The organism is Trueperella sp. HMSC08B05, from assembly GCF_001808405.1.
Lineage (GTDB): Bacteria > Actinomycetota > Actinomycetes > Actinomycetales > Actinomycetaceae > Trueperella > Trueperella bernardiae.
Map to the genome: position 1 here is coordinate 94,302 of NZ_KV793231.1, position 16,450 is coordinate 110,751.

11 protein-coding genes are annotated in these 16,450 nt (G+C 68.0%); 7 read left to right on the forward strand and 4 right to left on the reverse strand.

Annotated features, from left to right (window positions below; translation table 11 throughout):
• Positions 1-6 precede the first annotated feature (6 nt).
• Entirely contained in the window at positions 7-1,368 is a 1,362-nt protein-coding gene (locus tag HMPREF3167_RS01640; protein WP_244899204.1) for a DUF349 domain-containing protein, read from the reverse strand.
• A 141-nt stretch (positions 1,369-1,509) separates the two neighbouring features.
• On the opposite strand from HMPREF3167_RS01640, the gene HMPREF3167_RS01645 reads away from it, so the two are divergent.
• The 4 genes from HMPREF3167_RS01645 to HMPREF3167_RS01660 all read left to right on the forward strand — a co-directional run bounded on the left by HMPREF3167_RS01645 (position 1,510) and on the right by HMPREF3167_RS01660 (position 6,904).
• A complete protein-coding gene (locus HMPREF3167_RS01645) occupies positions 1,510-2,229 on the forward strand; it encodes an MBL fold metallo-hydrolase (RefSeq protein ID WP_062612403.1) in 720 nt (239 codons plus the stop codon).
• 70 nt (positions 2,230-2,299) lie between these two features.
• A complete protein-coding gene (gene hisS, locus HMPREF3167_RS01650; protein ID WP_070445128.1) occupies positions 2,300-3,619 on the forward strand; it encodes a histidine--tRNA ligase in 1,320 nt (439 codons plus the stop codon).
• Entirely contained in the window at positions 3,612-5,348 is a 1,737-nt protein-coding gene (locus tag HMPREF3167_RS01655; RefSeq protein ID WP_068538324.1) for a dynamin family protein, read from the forward strand. Before hisS ends, HMPREF3167_RS01655 begins: the two co-directional genes overlap by 8 nt.
• On the forward strand, positions 5,345-6,904 hold the full coding sequence (locus HMPREF3167_RS01660; protein ID WP_062612408.1) for a dynamin family protein: 1,560 nt from the start codon (positions 5,345-5,347) through the stop codon (positions 6,902-6,904). The genes HMPREF3167_RS01655 and HMPREF3167_RS01660 overlap by 4 nt, the downstream gene beginning before the upstream one ends.
• On the opposite strand, the gene HMPREF3167_RS01665 is transcribed toward HMPREF3167_RS01660, so the two are convergent.
• Together HMPREF3167_RS01665 and HMPREF3167_RS01670 are read right to left on the reverse strand one after the other, a co-directional pair.
• Positions 6,901-8,631 carry a DEAD/DEAH box helicase gene (locus HMPREF3167_RS01665; RefSeq protein ID WP_082661070.1) on the reverse strand — a complete coding sequence of 577 codons (1,731 nt, stop codon included), beginning with the start codon at positions 8,629-8,631 and terminating at the stop codon, positions 6,901-6,903. The genes HMPREF3167_RS01660 and HMPREF3167_RS01665 overlap by 4 nt on opposite strands.
• A gap of 70 nt (positions 8,632-8,701) precedes the next feature.
• A complete protein-coding gene (locus HMPREF3167_RS01670; RefSeq protein ID WP_070445131.1) occupies positions 8,702-10,102 on the reverse strand; it encodes an MFS transporter in 1,401 nt (466 codons plus the stop codon).
• Between the two features lie 157 nt (positions 10,103-10,259).
• Here HMPREF3167_RS01670 and aspS point away from each other — a divergent pair, with 157 nt between their 5' ends.
• The 3 genes from aspS to HMPREF3167_RS01685 are packed head-to-tail and all read left to right on the forward strand — an operon-like array spanning position 10,260 to position 13,945.
• A complete protein-coding gene (aspS, locus tag HMPREF3167_RS01675; protein WP_062612412.1) occupies positions 10,260-12,074 on the forward strand; it encodes an aspartate--tRNA ligase in 1,815 nt (604 codons plus the stop codon).
• Positions 12,075-12,818 (forward strand): GNAT family N-acetyltransferase, encoded by a 744-nt coding sequence (locus tag HMPREF3167_RS01680; protein WP_070445135.1) that lies wholly within the window; start codon positions 12,075-12,077, stop codon positions 12,816-12,818. It abuts the gene before it with no gap.
• Complete coding sequence (locus tag HMPREF3167_RS01685; RefSeq protein WP_143601926.1) at positions 12,815-13,945, forward strand: hypothetical protein; 1,131 nt, start codon at positions 12,815-12,817, stop codon at positions 13,943-13,945. Before HMPREF3167_RS01680 ends, HMPREF3167_RS01685 begins: the two co-directional genes overlap by 4 nt.
• On the opposite strand, the gene HMPREF3167_RS01690 is transcribed toward HMPREF3167_RS01685, so the two are convergent.
• The gene (locus HMPREF3167_RS01690) at positions 13,929-16,418 is read right to left on the reverse strand and encodes an MMPL family transporter (protein ID WP_070445136.1); all 2,490 of its coding nucleotides are present in this window, start codon (positions 16,416-16,418) and stop codon (positions 13,929-13,931) included. The genes HMPREF3167_RS01685 and HMPREF3167_RS01690 overlap by 17 nt on opposite strands.
• Between the last annotated feature and the right edge of the window lie 32 nt (positions 16,419-16,450).

Genomic DNA, 16,450 nt, shown 5'->3' on the forward strand with positions numbered 1-16,450 from the left:
TTCGGCCTAGTCGCCTTGGACCGCGCTCAGCCATGCCTTGCGGGCGGCGAGGGCGTCCTCGTACTCCTTGACCTTCTTCTCATCCCCTGCCTCGCGGGCCTGGGCGATCTGGGTCTCGAGCTCGTCGATGAGGTGCTGGAGCTGTTCAGCCATGCCGGCGGAGCGCTCGTCCTTCTCCGGGTCGGAGTTCTTCCACTGCTCGGATTCGGCGTCGCGGATCTGGGTCTCGATGTCACGCATGCGGCCCTCAGTGCGCTGCATGTCAGCACGCGGCACGCGGCCGATGGCGTCCCAGCGCTCGCCGATCGCGCGGATCTGCGCCTTGGCGTAGTCGATGTCGGTCACCGGCAGGAGCTTCTCGGCCTCGGCCAGTAGCTCGAGCTTGCGGTCGCGGTTGGCGGCGAACTCCTCGTCGATCTCGGCGTTGTAGGCGTTGCGGGCCTCGTAGAAGCGGTTCTGGGCGGCGCTGAAGCGCTCCCACAGCGCGTCGTCTTCACGCTTGTTCATGCGGCCTGCGCGCTTCCACTCGTTCATGAGCTCGCGGAACTGGCCCGAGGTAGGGCCCCAATCGGTGGAGTCCGCGATCGCCTCGGCGCGTGCGATGAGGGCCTCCTTGCGCGCGGTGATCGCCTTACGCTCCGAATCGCGTTGCGAGAAGAACTGGCGGCGGTGGCGGTCAAAGGTGGTGCGTGCCGAGGAGAAGCGCTTCCACAGCTCTTCTTCCGTGGTGCGGTCAATGCGCGGGGAGTGGCGCTGGGCGTACTTCCACTGCTCGAGCAGGTTGGTCAGCTCCGCGCGCGAATTCTTCCAGTGCGTGTTCGCCGGGTCCTGCGCGGCGACCGCCTCGGCCGCCTCGACGATCGCGGTGCGCTCGGCAACGGAGGCCTTCTTCGCCTCTTCGCGCTCGGCCTTGACCTGGGCGCGGCGCTCTTCGGCGGCGCCCTCAAGGCTTTCCACGCGCTTGCGCAGCGCTTCGACGTCGCCGACGACGGCGGGCTCGCGCAGCTGCTCGGTCAGCGCCTTGATGGAAGCTGAAATTTCCTCGGGGGAAATGTTGGCCAGGCGGGCCTCGAGCAGGCTTACCTCGTTTTCCAGGTCGAGGTAGCGGCGCACGTACAGGCCGAGGGCGTCCTTATCGGAGCCATCGATCGTGTACTGGCCGACGATGCGTTCGGCGTCGTTACCGGAGGAGCGCAGCCACACGTTGCCTTCGTCATCCACGCGGCCCCACTTGGCGGCCGCCGCTGCCGCCGCGTCGTCGACCTCGGGAACCGGGGCTGCCACCTGCGGCTTCGGGCGGGGCGCCGGGATCGGCGTTTCCTGCGGTGCCTCGGTTGTGTTCATGGACTCGTTCGTGGACTCGGTCATGAGATTCTCCTCAGTAGACGGGGTTGGCGGTGCCACACCGTTCGCGTATGTCGTGGAACAGTCTACGCGGTTTATAGTCCATTTTTCGCATTCTGGTTATCTTAGATGCGCTCAAAGTTGGCTTAACGGTAGCGTGAAGACATGTACTTCCTTCGTAACAGTGACACGTTCCTTCAGGCCAACACCTACATCCTCGCCGCGCAGTCCTCCGCGCTCGTGGTCGACCCGGGCGCCGGCTCGCACGCCTGGGTGCCCGGCGCGCTCGAGAAGCGCGGGCTGAGCCTGGGTGCCGTTCTGCTCACTCACGGCCACCCGGATCACGTGTGGGACGTGGCGACGGTCGCGGGATCGGCTCCGGTCTACATCCCGGGCCCGGACATGTACCGGATGGACGACCCGGCCGCCTACCTGCCGGTCGATCCGTCCCGCGCCCTGGCCCTTTCGCGCATGGGCGCCCAGCCCTGGGTCAAGCCCGAGGGCCTGCGTGAGCTACCGGCCGAGGCGTTTTCGGGGCCCTTCGAGATCGTGCCGGGAATCTCGATCCGCGCGCTGCCGGCGCCCGGCCACTCCGAGGGCTCCACGGTCTTCCTCCTCGAAGGCAATCCCGCCCCGGACCGCGAGGGCGCGATGATGTCCACCGGCCAGGTCGAGCCGATCATGCTGGCCGGTGACGTGCTGTTCAACGGGGGAGTGGGTCGCACGGACCTGCCGGGCGGTGACGAGCAGAAGATGGCCGCCAGCCTGCGCCTGCTGGTCCAGGTGATCAAGCCCGAGACCGCCGTCTTCCCCGGCCACGGCCCGTCCACCACGATGTTCCACGAGGTGCGCCACAACCCCTACCTGCACGCGGCGATGAGCTAAATTAGCGCTGATTCGGTGTTGGGGCGCGGCTGATTCTTAGTTCGGGGCCGAAAGATGGAAGAATAGGCCCATGGCTAAAATTGCACCTCTGTCTGGTTTTCCCGAATGGCTCCCCTCCGGTCGCATCGTCGAACAGCACATGATCGACGTCCTGCGCTCCACGTTTGAGCTGCACGGGTTCTCCGGCATCGAGACCCGCGCGGTGGAGCCGGTGGAGCGCCTGCTGTCGAAGGGCGAGACGTCGAAGGAGATCTACCTCCTGCGCCGCCTGCAGGATCAGGGCGCGGACTCCGAGCTCGGGTTGCACTTTGACCTCACGGTCCCGCTGTCGCGCTACGTGCTGGAAAACGCCGGGCACCTTGACTTCCCCTTCCGCCGCTACCAGATCCAGAAGGTCTGGCGTGGCGAGCGCCCCCAGGACGGGCGTTTCCGCGAGTTTTTACAGGCCGACGTCGACGTGGTTGGGCAGGACACGCTGGCCTTCCACCACGAAATCGAGCTGCCGCTCGTCATGGTAGACGCCCTGTCCAAGCTCCCGATCCCGCGGGTGAAGATCCTCGCCTCGAACCGCAAGGTCGCCCAGGGCTTCTACCAGGCGATCGGGCTGGAAGACGTGGAGGAGACCCTGCGCATCCTTGACAAACTCGACAAGGTGGGGCCGAAGGTCGTGGCTGAGATGCTGGGCGAGATTGGCGCGAGCGAGGACCAGGCGCGCCTGGCGCTCGAACTCGCGGGCATTCGTGGCGACGACGCCGGCGTGGCCGATCGCGTCCTCGCCCTCGGCTGCCGATCCGAGCTACTGGACGAGGGTCTCGAAGAGCTGGTGGCCTTGGTCGAGGGAGCGAATGACCTGATCCCGGGCTCGGTGAGCGCGGACCTGAAGATCGCCCGCGGCCTGGACTACTACACGGGCTCGGTCTACGAATCGGTGCTCGAGGGGCACGAGGACCTGGGCTCGGTATGCTCGGGTGGCCGCTACGATTCGCTGGTCTCGGACGGCAAGAAGACCTACCCGGGGGTGGGCCTGTCGATCGGCGTCTCGCGCATCCTCGCCCGCGTCATCGGCCGGGAACTGGTCACGCCCACGCGCAAGGTGCCCACCGCCGTGCTCGTGGCGGTCAACGACGAGGGCGAGCGCCGCCACGCCGAAAAGACGGCTCAGCAGCTTCGGGGGCGCGGGGTCGCGGCCGAGGTCTCGCCGAACTCGGCGAAGTTCGGCAAGCAGATTCGCTACGCCGATCGACGCGGCATCCCCTTCGTGTGGTTCTCCACCGACGACGGCGAGCAGGTCAAGGACATCCGCTCCGGCGAGCAGGTGGTTGCTGACGCCGCGCAGTGGGTCCCGCCGGCCAGCGACCTTACCCCCGAGCTTCGGGGGAGCGATGAATGACTTTCCCCAGCTGCCCTCGCGGGTAGCGGCCGAAGTGCGTCCGTTCCGCGAGAGCCTCGACGCACTCGTTTTTCCGTTGGCAATGGCGGGGAGCGAGGATAGCCTGTCGCTGTATGCGGATGCGATCAACCAGCTCGATGACTACGTCATCCCGCGCTACGAGACGCTCGAGGCCCCGCTGCTGGCCGTCTTCGGAGGTTCCACGGGCGCCGGAAAGTCCACCCTCATCAATTCGATGCTGGGTGAAGAGGTGGCACTGGCCTCCGCGATCCGGCCCACGACGCGCCGGCCGCTCCTGTTGCATCACCCCGAAGACGCACACTGGTTTACGGATCAGCGCATCTTCCCCCACCTGGCCCGCGTCATCTCGCACGGCCCCGCGGACCTCGATTCTGCGGGCGAGGCGGGCGACGAGCTCGAGATCCGTGCCACTGACCTGATCCCGCGCGGGATGGCGCTCCTTGATTCGCCGGATATTGACTCGGTGGTGGTGGAAAACCGCCACCTCGCGGCGCAGTTCCTGGCCGCCGCCGACCTGTGGGTTTTCGTCACCACCGCCGCCCGATATGCGGATGCGATCCCGTGGGCGATGCTCGATGAGGCGGCCGAGCGCAACGTCGTCGTCGGTATCGTGCTCAACCGCGTGCCACCGGGGACGGGAGCGCAGGTGCGCCCGGACCTGGACCGGATGCTCGGCGAGCGCGGGCTCGACCACGCGCCGCTTTTCGTCCTGTCCGAACAGAAGCTGCAGGACGGGATGGTTGCCGCCGCCGACGTCGCTCCGATCCGTGGGTGGCTCGAGGGCCTGGCCTCCGATGCGCAGGTGCGGGCCTCGGTGGCGCGTCAGACCCTGACGGGCACGGTGGACAAGCTCCTTCACACCGCCTCTGACATCCTGGCCGGCTACGACGAGCAGCTCGCGGGCGCGGATTCCCTGCGCTGGGACATCAACGCGGCCTTTGACCGCGCGGAGGACGCGCTGCGCCGCCAGGCCTCGGACGGCTCGTTGCTGCGCGGCGAGGTGCTCTCGCGCTGGCAGGACGTGGTGGGCACCGGCGAATGGGCCCGAAAGCTTGAGAAGGGCGTGTCCTCGCTGCGCGACCGCATCACGGGCTTCTTCAAGGCGAGCGTGGATACCTCCACCGTGGAGGAGGCGCTCGAGGACAACGTGCTGGCACTGCTCCTTGCCGAGGCCGACGCTGCTAACGCCCACATCAGGGACGCGTGGCGCGCCGGGATCGCCGGGCCGCTGGTGGAACGCGCGAAGGAGCGCCTACGCGGGGAGGCGGAGCGGCGGGAGGCCGCCGAGCGGCTCGTGCGCGAATGGCAGGCCGCCCTCATCGCGCTCATCCGTAATGAGGGCGAGTCCAAGCGGCTGACGGCCCGGGCGCTCGCCTTCTCAATCAACGCCGTGGGCGTTGCCCTCATCATCGTCGTCTTCGCCTCCACCGGGGGGCTGATCGGCGGGGAGATCGCTGTGGCGGGCGGCACCGCTGTCGTGGCACAGCGCGTGCTCGAAGCTGTTTTCGGCGACGAGGCCGTGCGCCGGATGGCAAAGGAGGCGCGCGAGGACCTGGACGCGCGCGTGCGGGAGTTCCTCGGGGCGGACCGAGCGGCATGGCAGGGTGTCATCGACGAGCTGGGCCTCAGCCGCCAGATCCGCGACGACTACGCGCGCCAGCTTCGGGCTTTAACCGAGGCGAAGATTGCCGACGGGAGGAACCTATGAGCCTGACTGAGTCGATCGGAGACCTCCACGCGGCTGTCGAGATCGCGCAGGCGAAGGTCCCTGGCGCGGTGGGCGAGGCCGCGCTGGTGCTCGACCGCGCAGTTCAACGCCGGTCGTTGACCACCGACGCCACCGTCATCTCGGTTGCCGGCCCCACGGGGGCGGGCAAGTCCTCGTTGGTCAACGCGATCGTGGGGCGCCCGGTGACGCGCGCGAGCGCGATCCGGCCCACCACCGCCCAGCCCGTGGCCGTCACGAATACGCCGGCCGCCGAGATCCTCGACTGGCTCGGCATCACCGAGCGCCACGAAGCCCCGCTTACCGACGCGGGCGCGGCCGTGCTCATCGATCTTCCCGACGTCGATTCCACAAACTTCGATCACCGCGAAGCGGCCCACCGGCTGACCGAGCTGGTCGACGTCGTCGTGTGGGTGCTCGACCCGCAAAAGTACGCCGACGCCGTGGTCCACGAAGACTACCTGGCCGAGCTCGCCGAGCACGCGGCCACAACGATTGTGGTGCTCAACCAGGTCGATAGGCTGGACGAGGCCACGCTCGCCGACGTCCTGGCCGACACTCGCCGCCTCCTGCGCGCCGACGGGCTCGAGGTCCCGGTGCTCCCGGTGTCCGCGACGACGGGCCGGGGCGTGGACGCGCTACGGGCAAGGATTGACGACATCGTGGCCGAGCGCGCGGCGGCGGAGAAAAAGCTCGCGGCGGACATCCGCACCGAGTCGCGCAACATGCTCGGGCGCATTCATGCCGACGGCGGGCGGCCCGCGACAACGGCCGCCGACGTCCCCTTCGAACCTGTTGCCTCGGCGCTCGCCGTGGCGGCGGGCTCGCGCGTGGTGGCGAAGGCATCAGCTGACTCCTACGAGCGGCGGGCGAGGCAGGCCACCGGCTGGCCCGTCACGCGCTGGCTGGCCCGGCGCGGGATCGATCCGCTCAAGCGCCTGCGCCTCGACACGGGCGGGGTCTTGGACGTGGTAGCGTACGTTTCGCCGTCGCAGGCGGCGGTGGCCCGCGGCAAAATCCGCGAATATGTGGAAGCCTCGACAGCACACATGCCCGCCGCGTGGGCACACCAGACCCGCGAGGAGTTGGGCGAGCGCGCCGAGCGGCTCATCGGCGGACTCGACACCGCGCTCTCCGGGGTGGACGTCGAAGCCCGCCGTCGGCCCGCGTGGTGGCTGCTCATGAATCTGTTGCAGTGGCTGGCGCTGGCGGCCGCGATCGCCGGCGGCGTGTGGCTGCTCGGGCTCGCGTTCGCTGATTCGCTCCAGCTGCGCCTCAGCGAGCCGCCCGGGTGGGGGATCTTCCCGCTACCCACGCTCATGCTCGCCGGCGGGCTTCTTGCCGGCTGGCTCCTGGCCGCAATCGGGCGGGTGCTCGCCGGGCACGGAGCTCGCCGCATGCGCCAGCGCGTAGGTGCGCGCATCGACGTCGCCTTCGCAGACAAGGCCCGCGCCGAGCTTGCCGTGCTGGACGAGGAGCGCTCGGCCTACGCCCATCTCCAGGAACTCCTGGGCGGGCTGACGAAGTCGAGCGCCTAGCGGAAGTGGCGCGGCCGGCGCTGAGCGCGGTCCCGGCCGCGCATACCCGGGCCGGAGTCCTTGGAGATGTTGAGGTCACGCCCGGACACGCGCGCCTTGGCGATACGGCGCTGGGTGTCGCGGTCGATCTCGCGGTCGATCTGGACGAGCGAGAACGTGGGGTAGATGTCGATTCGGCCCAGCTGGGATCCGTTGAGGCCGCCCTCGTTCGTGAGCGCACCCACGATCGCGCCGGGGGAGACGCCGTCGCGGCGCCCAACCTCCACGCGGTACATCGTGCCTTCGCCCTCGAAGGTCTTCGGCTTGTTCTTCCGGCCCTCGCGACCCTGGCGTGCCGGGCGCTCTTTGCGATCCTTGCGCCCCTTCCGGTCCTCGCCTTCGAAGCGGGCGGTGAGGCGCTCGGGCTCGTCGTCGGACTGCGGGCCCGGGTCGCGCACTCCGATTGCCAGCAGCGCGGCGATGAGGTCCTCCGGAGAAAGCGGGTGCTCGGCGTCTACCTGCTCGGCACGGAACTCGGCAATGACGTCGCGGTAGACCGACAGGCGGCCCACTTCGTAGCGATCCTTGGCCTCGGCCATGAGCCGGCGGGCGCGCAGACCGGACACCTCGGCCGGGGTGGGCAGCTCTACCTGCTCCATGTGAGCGCCGGTGATGTGCTCGATGCGACGCAGGCGGCTACGCTCCTTGGGCGTGACGAAGGTCAGCGACGTGCCCTCGCGCCCGGCGCGCCCAGTGCGGCCGATGCGGTGGACGTAGGTGTCGACCTCGCGCGGCACGTCGAAGTTGACCACCAACCCGATGCGCTCCACGTCGAGCCCGCGGGCGGCGACGTCGGTGGCTACCAGCACGTCGAGCGTGCCGGTGCGCAGGCGATCGACAAGCTTCTCCCGGTCGCGCTGCTGCACGTCACCGGAGAGGGTTGCGGCTTGCACGCCGCGGGTGGATAGCTCGATGGCGAGTTCCTCGGCAGTGGCGCGGGTGCGGACGAAGACGAGGGCGGCGTCGGCCGGCGTCGTGGCAAGCACGCGGGCAAGAGCGCCGATCTTGTGGCGCGAGGGCACCACCGCATAGGTCTGGTGGATCGTCTCGATCGTGGATGCCGGGGGAGCCACCGTGACCTCCACTGGGTCAGTCATGTGTGTCTCGGCCACGCGGCGGATCGGCGTGGGCATCGTGGCCGAGAACAGCGCCGTGATGCGCTCCTCGGGCAGCCCGGAGGCGATCTTCTCCACGTCCTCGGCAAAGCCCATGCGCAGCATCTCATCGGCCTCGTCGAGAACGAAGTAGCGAACGGAATCGAGCTTGAGCGCGCCCTTGTCAATGAGGTCCATAACGCGCCCCGGCGTGCCGACCACCACCTGCGCTCCGTCCTTCAGCGCGCCGATCTGTGGCACGTAGGACGAGCCGCCATAGACGGCCACGACGTCCAGGCCCGTGGTAGTGGAGGCAAACTTGTCTATCGCGTCGGCGCCTTGCATGGCGAGCTCGCGCGTGGGGGCGAGCACGAGGGCCTGGACCTTGGGTAGGTCAGGATCGACATGGGTGAGCATCGGCAGGGCGAAGGCCGCCGTCTTGCCGGTGCCCGTCTGGGCCACGCCGACGACGTCGCGCCCCTTGAGGAGGGGTGGAATGGCCTCGGCCTGGATCGGGGTGGGCTGGACGTAGCCCATGTCGGAGATGGCGGACAGGATGTGTGCGGGCAGGTTGAGCCCAGAAAATGACGTCATAAGTACCTAAGAGTGCGAAAGCCAGGCCGGATAAAACGCGGCGGCGCGGCGCGAGTGCGCCGCCATCAGTCTAGTGTTCGGAGGTGGTGGCCGACAGCGACGCAGGGGTGACATCTAGCACCCGAGAGCCCACCCACACGCCCACCGCCAAGATCGCGGTCATCGTGCCGATCACCCACACGAAGGCCGCGTGGCCCTGGGGGAGGGTGAGGGCGTAGATGATGCCGCACCAGGCCACGAACAGTGCTGAGCCGAGCGTGTCGGCGATCGACAGGGAGGCCGATGTGCGCCCGTGCCGCTCGGGCGGGGTCAGTGCAAGGGCGTGGACCGTGAGAGCGGGGTAGACCAGCCCAATGCCGAAGCCGGCCACGAGCCAGCCGATGAGGGCCGTAGCTCCGGGCACCGATGCGGATGCGGCCGTGATGGTGGCCGCCGTGCCGAAGGCCTGGACGAGCGTGCCGACGACGGGCGCCGCCGCCCGGTAGCGTTCGTCCGTCACGCGCCCGCTCACCCACGAGCCGATCGCCCAGGTCACCGAGCCGAAGGTCATGATCATGCCGGCCTGGGTTGCGGACCAGCCATGGACCTCCTTAAGCATGAGCGGGAGGAAGACCTCCACCGCGATGTAGGTGCCGTTGATCGCCAGGCGCAGCAGGACGGTGGCGGGCAGGCCGCGCCGAGCACGGAACGTGGCCCGCGGCAGGAGCGGACGGGCGAGGAACAGCACGAGGGCCGACAGACCGATGACCAGCGCGATCGCCTTTGCGTCGAATTCCTCGGCGCTGAGTCCGGAGAGTAGCTGGATGCCGAGGATCACCACGCCGGCCGTGGAGGAGAAAGCCACGGTGCGCTTGTAGCCGGAGACCGGCTGGTGTTCGTGCAGGTCCGGGAACCGGCCGAACTGCTTGAGGATGACCGGCGCGCTGAGGATGAGGAGCACGGGCACGATGCCGAAGACGAGGCGCCAGTTGAGGTGTTCGACAAAGAAGCCGGCCACCAGCGGGCCCACCAGGGAGGGCAAGACCCACGCGGCGGCGAAGGAGGAAAAGATGCGCGGCTGGCGCGCAGGCTCCACATAGTTGCCGACGAAGACGTAGAGCGGAACCACGATGAGGCCTCCGCCCAATCCCTGAATCGCACGCCCGAGCACGATGATTTCCACCGACGGCGCGAGCGTGGCCACGATCAGCCCGCCGGTGAAGAGGGCCAGGCCCGTGTACAGGGAAACTTTCGGTCCCTTCGCGTCACACCACGGCCCGGCGAAGGCGGTGGTGATGAGCTGGGTGGCGAGCGTGACGCCCGAGGCGAGAGCGTAGAGGTTGCGCCCGTCAAGGATGTCGACCACGTAGGGCATGGCAGTTGCCACGGCGAGGGCCTCGAAGGCGACCAGGCTGATGAGACTCACTGCGAGGATCACCAGCCACTGCTCAAGGCTCCGACTAATTCGCTGCTTCTTTCGTGCTTGTCTCACACCACGATCGTAAGATCCAATGTTGGAAACGGCACGCCTCGCCAGGTGTGATCTTAGCCCGCTTCGGCGTAGAGTTTTCCACGTGTTCCCCGCCCGTCTCGCGGGAGGACATCACCCGCCCGTCTCGCGGGTGAGACCACAATTGAAAGAGGTATACGTGATTCGTACCCGGATGGCAGGATCCCTGCGAAAAGAAGACATCGGCAGCACCGTCACTCTGGCGGGCTGGATCGATCGGCGTCGTGACCACGGAGGGATCGCCTTCCTTGATCTGCGTGACGCCTCTGGAATCGCCCAGGTCACGGTCCGCGAGGAGGTCGCACACGAGCTGCGCTCCGAGTTCGTGGTCAAGGTGACCGGCACCGTCATGGAGCGCCCCGAGGGCAACGCGAACGCGAACCTCGCCACGGGTGACGTCGAGGTGGAGGCCATCGAGGTCGAGATCCTCAACCCCTCCGCGCCGCTCCCGTTCCAGATCTCGGATCACGCCGAGGACGCGGGCTCTGTTAACGAGGAGACCCGCCTGAAGTTCCGCTACCTCGACCTGCGCCGCTCGTATGAGCAGAAGGCCATCCGCCTGCGCGCGAAGGTCTCCCAGGCTGCCCGCCGCGTGCTGGACGGCCACGACTTCGTGGAGATCGAGACCCCGACCCTGACGCGCTCCACGCCCGAGGGCGCGCGCGACTTCATCGTGCCGGCCCGCCTCGCGCCGGGCTCGTGGTACGCCCTGCCGCAGTCGCCCCAGCTGTTCAAGCAGCTGCTCATGGTGGCCGGCATGGAGCGCTACTACCAGATCGCCCGCTGCTACCGTGACGAAGACTTCCGCGCTGACCGCCAGCCCGAGTTCACCCAGCTCGACGTCGAGATGTCGTTCGTCAACCAGGACGACGTCATCGCGGTGGCTGAGGACGTGCTCAAGGAGATCTGGGCGCTGATTGGCTACGATCTCACGACGCCGATCCCGCGCATGCCGTACAAGGAGGCCATGGAACGCTTCGGTTCTGACAAGCCGGACTTGCGCTTTGGCCAGGAGCTCGTGGACCTCACCGAGTACTTCAAGGACACCCCGTTCCGCGTATTCCAAAACGAATACGTGGGCGCAGTCGTCATGCCCGGTGGCGCCTCCCAGCCGCGCCGCACGTTCGACAAGTGGCAGGAGTGGGCGAAGGCGCGCGGCGCCAAGGGCCTGGCCTACGTCACCATCTCCGAGGACGGGACCCTGGGCGGCCCGGTGTCGAAGAACATTTCCGACGCCGAGCGCGAGGGCCTGGCCGAGGCCACCGGCGCCAAGCCAGGCGATTGCATCTTCTTCGCCGCCGGCAAGCCGGCCGCCTCGCGCGACCTGCTCGGGGCCGCCCGCCTCGAGATCGGCAAGCGCTGCGGCCTCATCGACGACAACGCCTGGGCGTTCGTGTGGGTGGTCGACGCGCCGCTGTTCAAGCCCACCGCCGACGCCGAGGCGGAGGGCGACGTCGCTGTTGGTGGCGGCAAGTGGACGGCGGTCCACCACGCCTTCACCTCGCCCAAGCCCGAGTGGCTCGACTCCTTCGACCAGGACCCGGGCAATGCCCTGGCCTACGCCTACGACATCGTGTGCAATGGCAACGAAATCGGCGGCGGCTCGATCCGTATCCACCGCGCCGACGTCCAGGAGCGCGTGTTCAACGTCATGGGCATCGACGAGGAGACCGCGAACAAGCAGTTCGGCTTCCTGCTCGAAGCCTTCAAGTACGGTGCCCCGCCGCACGGCGGCATCGCCTTCGGCTGGGACCGCATCGTCTCTCTGCTCGTGGGCGCGAAGTCGATTCGCGACGTCATTGCCTTCCCCAAGATCGGCAACGGCTGGGACCCGCTCACGGATGCCCCGGCGCCGATCACCGTGCAGCAGCGCAAGGAGGCCGGTGTGGACGCCAAGCCCAAGGCCAAGAAGGACGCCGACAAGGGCGAGGCCGAGAAGGCCGACGCCGAGTAGATGCTCGGAGCGTCAGCGGCTTTTTGGCGCCTGAACGCCTGGGGCGGGGAGGTCCTCGAACGCGAGGAATCTCCCGGCCTCGGCCTGGTGCTACTTGGCGGGGAGGCCGGCCCCACGCTCATCGCGTACGGTGAGCCCGGGTCGGCCATCCCGGCCCTGACCGACCTCGCAGGCCGCGGGGTTATTCCTGCGCGCACAATGATCAACCGCGAGGTCTACGGCGCGCTCGACGAGCCCCTGCGCGAGCACTTCGGCCCGAACTGGGGGCACGCCTGGGACTTCTTCTGGGCCGACCGCCCCCTCGCGCCGGTGGAGCACTGCGATTCCGTGGAGTTTTGTGCTGCGGGCAGCGCCCAGATGGACGGCGTGCGCGAGGAGATTCGCGCCGCCCTGCTTGCCTCCAACCCGATTTCCGACGCCGTGGGCGAGCTTGACCACCTCGACTGGTTCTTCCTGCGCGCCCCCGATGGCAATATCGCCACCGTTATGGGCGCAGAGAAGGTCGGGGAAGGGATAGGTTTCCACGGGCTTGGCACCGTCCCCGACTACCGGGGTAACGGGTATGGGGGAGCGACGATGGTGGGAGCCGTCAATGCTGCCCTCGAACGCGGTGCGTTCATTCGGTTTGGCGTGTGGGCCTGGAACGAGGGCGCGATGCGGCTCTATACCCGGCTCGGCATCACCCACGACGGTGCGATTATCTCCGGGCGCGCCGAGCCGTTTGAAGAACTGAGGGGCACGTGAGCGCTCGGCTGATGCGCAGCCCCCTCGGGCTCGCGGTGGTCCTCGCGCTTGCCGGCTGCTCGGTCGGCGGCGCGGACGCCCTGTGGTCGATCCCCGTGGGCGGGCTGTACAACGTGCAGTTTGCCGACCTGGGCGACGTCGTCGTCATCCCCCGCGGGCAGGCCATTGAGGGCTACGACACCTCCGGCACGCAGCTGTGGAGCGTGACGCTCGCCGACGAGGCCGAATCGTGCGTTGCTGCCGGCGCGGGCGCGATGTGCGTGGCCGGCACCCAGATCTTCGTAGGCCGCGACGGGCAGGCGGTCGCCCGGCCCGACCTAGCCTTCATCGCCCAGGCGGGGGACAAGGCCTACTACGCGCGCGGCGACGCGGACGGCGTCGTGCTCATCGAGGCCGACGCCGACGCCCCGATCGACCAGCTCGGCGGGGAAGTGCTCGCTCGCTACGAGGGGCGTACTTCTTATTTGCCGGACGGCACGCCTGTCGAGCGCGCCGATTCCTATCCCGAGCCCCTCCAGCGCCTCCTCGACGTGGGCGTGCTCGACGCCGACTCCCCGTGGCTCAACCCCGCTGGAATCGCCTCGATCGCACGACCGCTGGCCGACGGCTTCGTCGTCGTCGAGGCCGGGCAGATCACCGTCAGCGACGTCGAGCCGACCGTGCTCACGCTTTTCGACTTGGACGGCAACGAGACCGCGCGCCTCGAGGCCACGCCCGCGCTGACGATGAACCTCAGCCCGCGCTGGACGCTCGCCACGCTCGAGCAGATCGTGGAGGAGGCCAACGCACTCGATACCTCCCGCGCCTTTGTGTTCGACGACGCCCGAGTGGTCGGTTTCGAGCAGGCCCTTACCGACTCCGTGGCCCCCGGCTACGCCGACGTCGAGGCGCTGATCGTGGGCGGGCAGATGCTCCGCTTCGATGCGATCCGGCCCGAAACCCTCCAGCTCTCCGTGCTCGACTACCCCTACGTGTCCGTGGCGGGCACCGGCTCGGGATCGGTGGTGGCGACATTCGACATCGTTACCGGCGAGCGCGTGATCGAGGCCAGCTGCTGGCAAAACGGCGCCGTCTACTGCGCCACGCCCACGGAGCTGTCCAAGATCGACCTCAGTGGACGATCTTGAACTTCTCGTAGACCTTCTTCAGCGGCGCGGGCGCCCACCAGTTCCACTTGCCGAGTAGCGTCATGGTGGCCGGCACGAGGAGCATGCGCACGAGGGAGGCGTCGATGATGACAATCATTGCCAGCGCCACGCCCACCTGTTTGATCGCCAGCATGTCGCCGAAGATAAAGCCGACAAACACGGCCACGATGATCGCGGCAGCCGAGGTGATGATGCGCCCGGAGCGCTGCAGGCCCATCTCAACCGCCGTGTCGTTGTCGTGACCCGCGTCCCAGTATTCCTTGATACGGGCGATGAGGAAGACCTCGTAATCCATGGCCAGGCCCAGGCCGAAGGCGATGGAGGCGGCGACCACGAAGGTCTCCAGGCCCACCGACTGCGGCAGGCCCAGCAGGCCGTGCTCGAAGACGAAGACCGTGGCGCCCATGCCGGCAAACAGTGAGAGCGTGTTGATGACAAGGGCCTTGATCGGTGCGATGACCGAGCCGGTCATGAGGAAGAGCAAGATGAGCACCGCGATCGCCACGATCGTCACCGCGATGGGCGCGCCGTCCTTGATCGAGTTCGTGAAGTCGAGCTGGAGGGCGGCCGCGCCTCCGACGTACGTGTCGTAGCCGGCGTCGTAGGCGCGCAGCTCCTTGACCGCGTTGGTGACCTCGGGGCCCACCTGGTCGGGAGCGTCCATATGGAACTTGATGAGGGTTTCGCCATCGTTCATCGCTTCGGCGGGGGCCACCCAGTCCACCCCGTCGATCTGCTCGATGCGATTGATAAGGTTGGCGGCGTCGTCCGGGCTCGTGTCGGCGATGACGGTGATGGAGGGGGCGGCGAGGATCTCGTAGTCCTGCATGCCGTCGTAGGCGCGGGCGGCGCTCGTGTGCTCGGGGATATATTCCATGAAGTTCGAGCGCATCGTGAGGTCGCGAACCGGCATCACCATGAGCACGAGGATTGCGGTGACCGTGATGAGGATCGGCCACGGGCGGCGGTGGACCCACTTCGCCAGGCGCGAGAAGGTGCCCTCGTCGGAGGCCGTGTCGCCCACCTTCTTCACGATCGTGCGGAAGACGGGCACGCCCGAGAGCCACGAGGGGCGCACGAGCCGGCGGCCGAGCAACGTAATCATGGCTGGCACCATGAGCACGGCCGTGGAGACCGCGAGGATGGTGACGATGATGCCTCCGATCGCGATCATCTTCAGCATAGGCGCCTCCATGACGGCCAGGCCGGAGATCGCGAAGGCGATGGTGAGGGCGGAGAAGGAGACGGTGCGGCCGGCCGTGGCCACCGTGGCGGCGACGGCGTCCGTGACCACTCCCGAGACATCGTCGGGAAGCGCGTGCGGGTCAAGCCCGCGCCGCTCGAGCTGCTCGGTGACCTCCTCGCGGTAGCGGGAGACGATGAGCAGGCCGTAGTCGATCGAGAGGGCCATGCCGATCACGGAGATGATGTTGAGGACGAAAGAATCGACGTTCGTGACGTGGGTCAGCACCCACAGCAACCCCATGCCCGTGGCGATCGAGGTCAGTGCGCCGATGAGTGGCATGCCGGCGGCGATCAGGCCGCCGAAGACGACCACGAGGAGGAAGAGCGCGATCGGCAGGCCCACCGCCTCGCCGGTGATGAGGTCAGACTTGACCACCTCCATGATCGCGCTCTCGAAAACGGCCGAGGAGCTGACGTCGGCGTGCGCGTCCGGGTTGACCTTCTGGATCTCTTTTTCGAAGGTGGCGGTGGCGGCGAGCACGTCGTCGGTGGGGGAGGAATCCTCCGCGGCCTCCACGCTCACCACGAAGCCGCCGTCCTTGCGCAGGGCGTCGGCCGGGTTGTCCTGCTTCGCCATCTCCTCGGCCACGGCCTGCCGCGCACCTTGCTCTATCTGGGCGGTGGCGGTCTCCCTGGCCTGTTGCTCCACCTGGGCGCTCGCCTGCGCGCGGGTCTGGGCGGCCACCTCGTCGGTGGGCGCGCCTGGGTACTGCTGGGAGAACTGGGCCACCGCCCCGTCCACGGCCTGCTGGATCTGCGGCTCGGCCTGGGCAAGGGCCTGCTGAACCGCGCGGTCGATCGTGGCCTGGTTCTGCTCGAGGGCCTGGGCGACGGCGTCGTCGGTGGCCCTCTGGATGCCCTCGGTGAACTGTTCCTCAACCGAGAGGGGGTCGACGACGTCGGTGACACCGGAAATGGAGGTCAGCTGCTCGCGGAAGTCGGCGATCTGCGTGGAGACGTCGGCGGTGTCGACGCCCTGGACCACGATAACGGAGGAATCGGGGGCCGTGTCCGCGTTCGTTTTCTGAATGACGATGTCGGATTCGGTATTCGGCACCATTGACTCCGACGACTGCATCCGCGCGAACAGGTTGCCCTGGCCGAATCCCCACAGCGCCGAGGTGGCGCCGAGGACCAGGAGAAGGACCCAACCGAGGACGAAGAAGTGTGGTCTGCGCGCGATGGCGTGGCCGATCCGATCAAACATAATCTCACCTTCCCATGTGCCTCTATTATGCC

Excerpts from the sequence above, each read along its gene's own strand:
- HMPREF3167_RS01665 (WP_082661070.1), bottom strand. The coding sequence starts at position 8,631 with ATGACGTCATTTTCTGGGCTCAACCTGCCCGCACACATCCTGTCCGCC.
- HMPREF3167_RS01680 (WP_070445135.1), top strand. The coding sequence starts at position 12,075 with ATGCTCGGAGCGTCAGCGGCTTTTTGGCGCCTGAACGCCTGGGGCGGG.
- HMPREF3167_RS01660 (WP_062612408.1), top strand. The coding sequence starts at position 5,345 with ATGAGCCTGACTGAGTCGATCGGAGACCTCCACGCGGCTGTCGAGATC.
- hisS (WP_070445128.1), top strand. The coding sequence starts at position 2,300 with ATGGCTAAAATTGCACCTCTGTCTGGTTTTCCCGAATGGCTCCCCTCC.
- HMPREF3167_RS01690 (WP_070445136.1), bottom strand. The coding sequence starts at position 16,418 with ATGTTTGATCGGATCGGCCACGCCATCGCGCGCAGACCACACTTCTTC.
- HMPREF3167_RS01645 (WP_062612403.1), top strand. The coding sequence starts at position 1,510 with ATGTACTTCCTTCGTAACAGTGACACGTTCCTTCAGGCCAACACCTAC.
- HMPREF3167_RS01640 (WP_244899204.1), bottom strand. The coding sequence starts at position 1,368 with ATGACCGAGTCCACGAACGAGTCCATGAACACAACCGAGGCACCGCAG.
- HMPREF3167_RS01655 (WP_068538324.1), top strand. The coding sequence starts at position 3,612 with ATGAATGACTTTCCCCAGCTGCCCTCGCGGGTAGCGGCCGAAGTGCGT.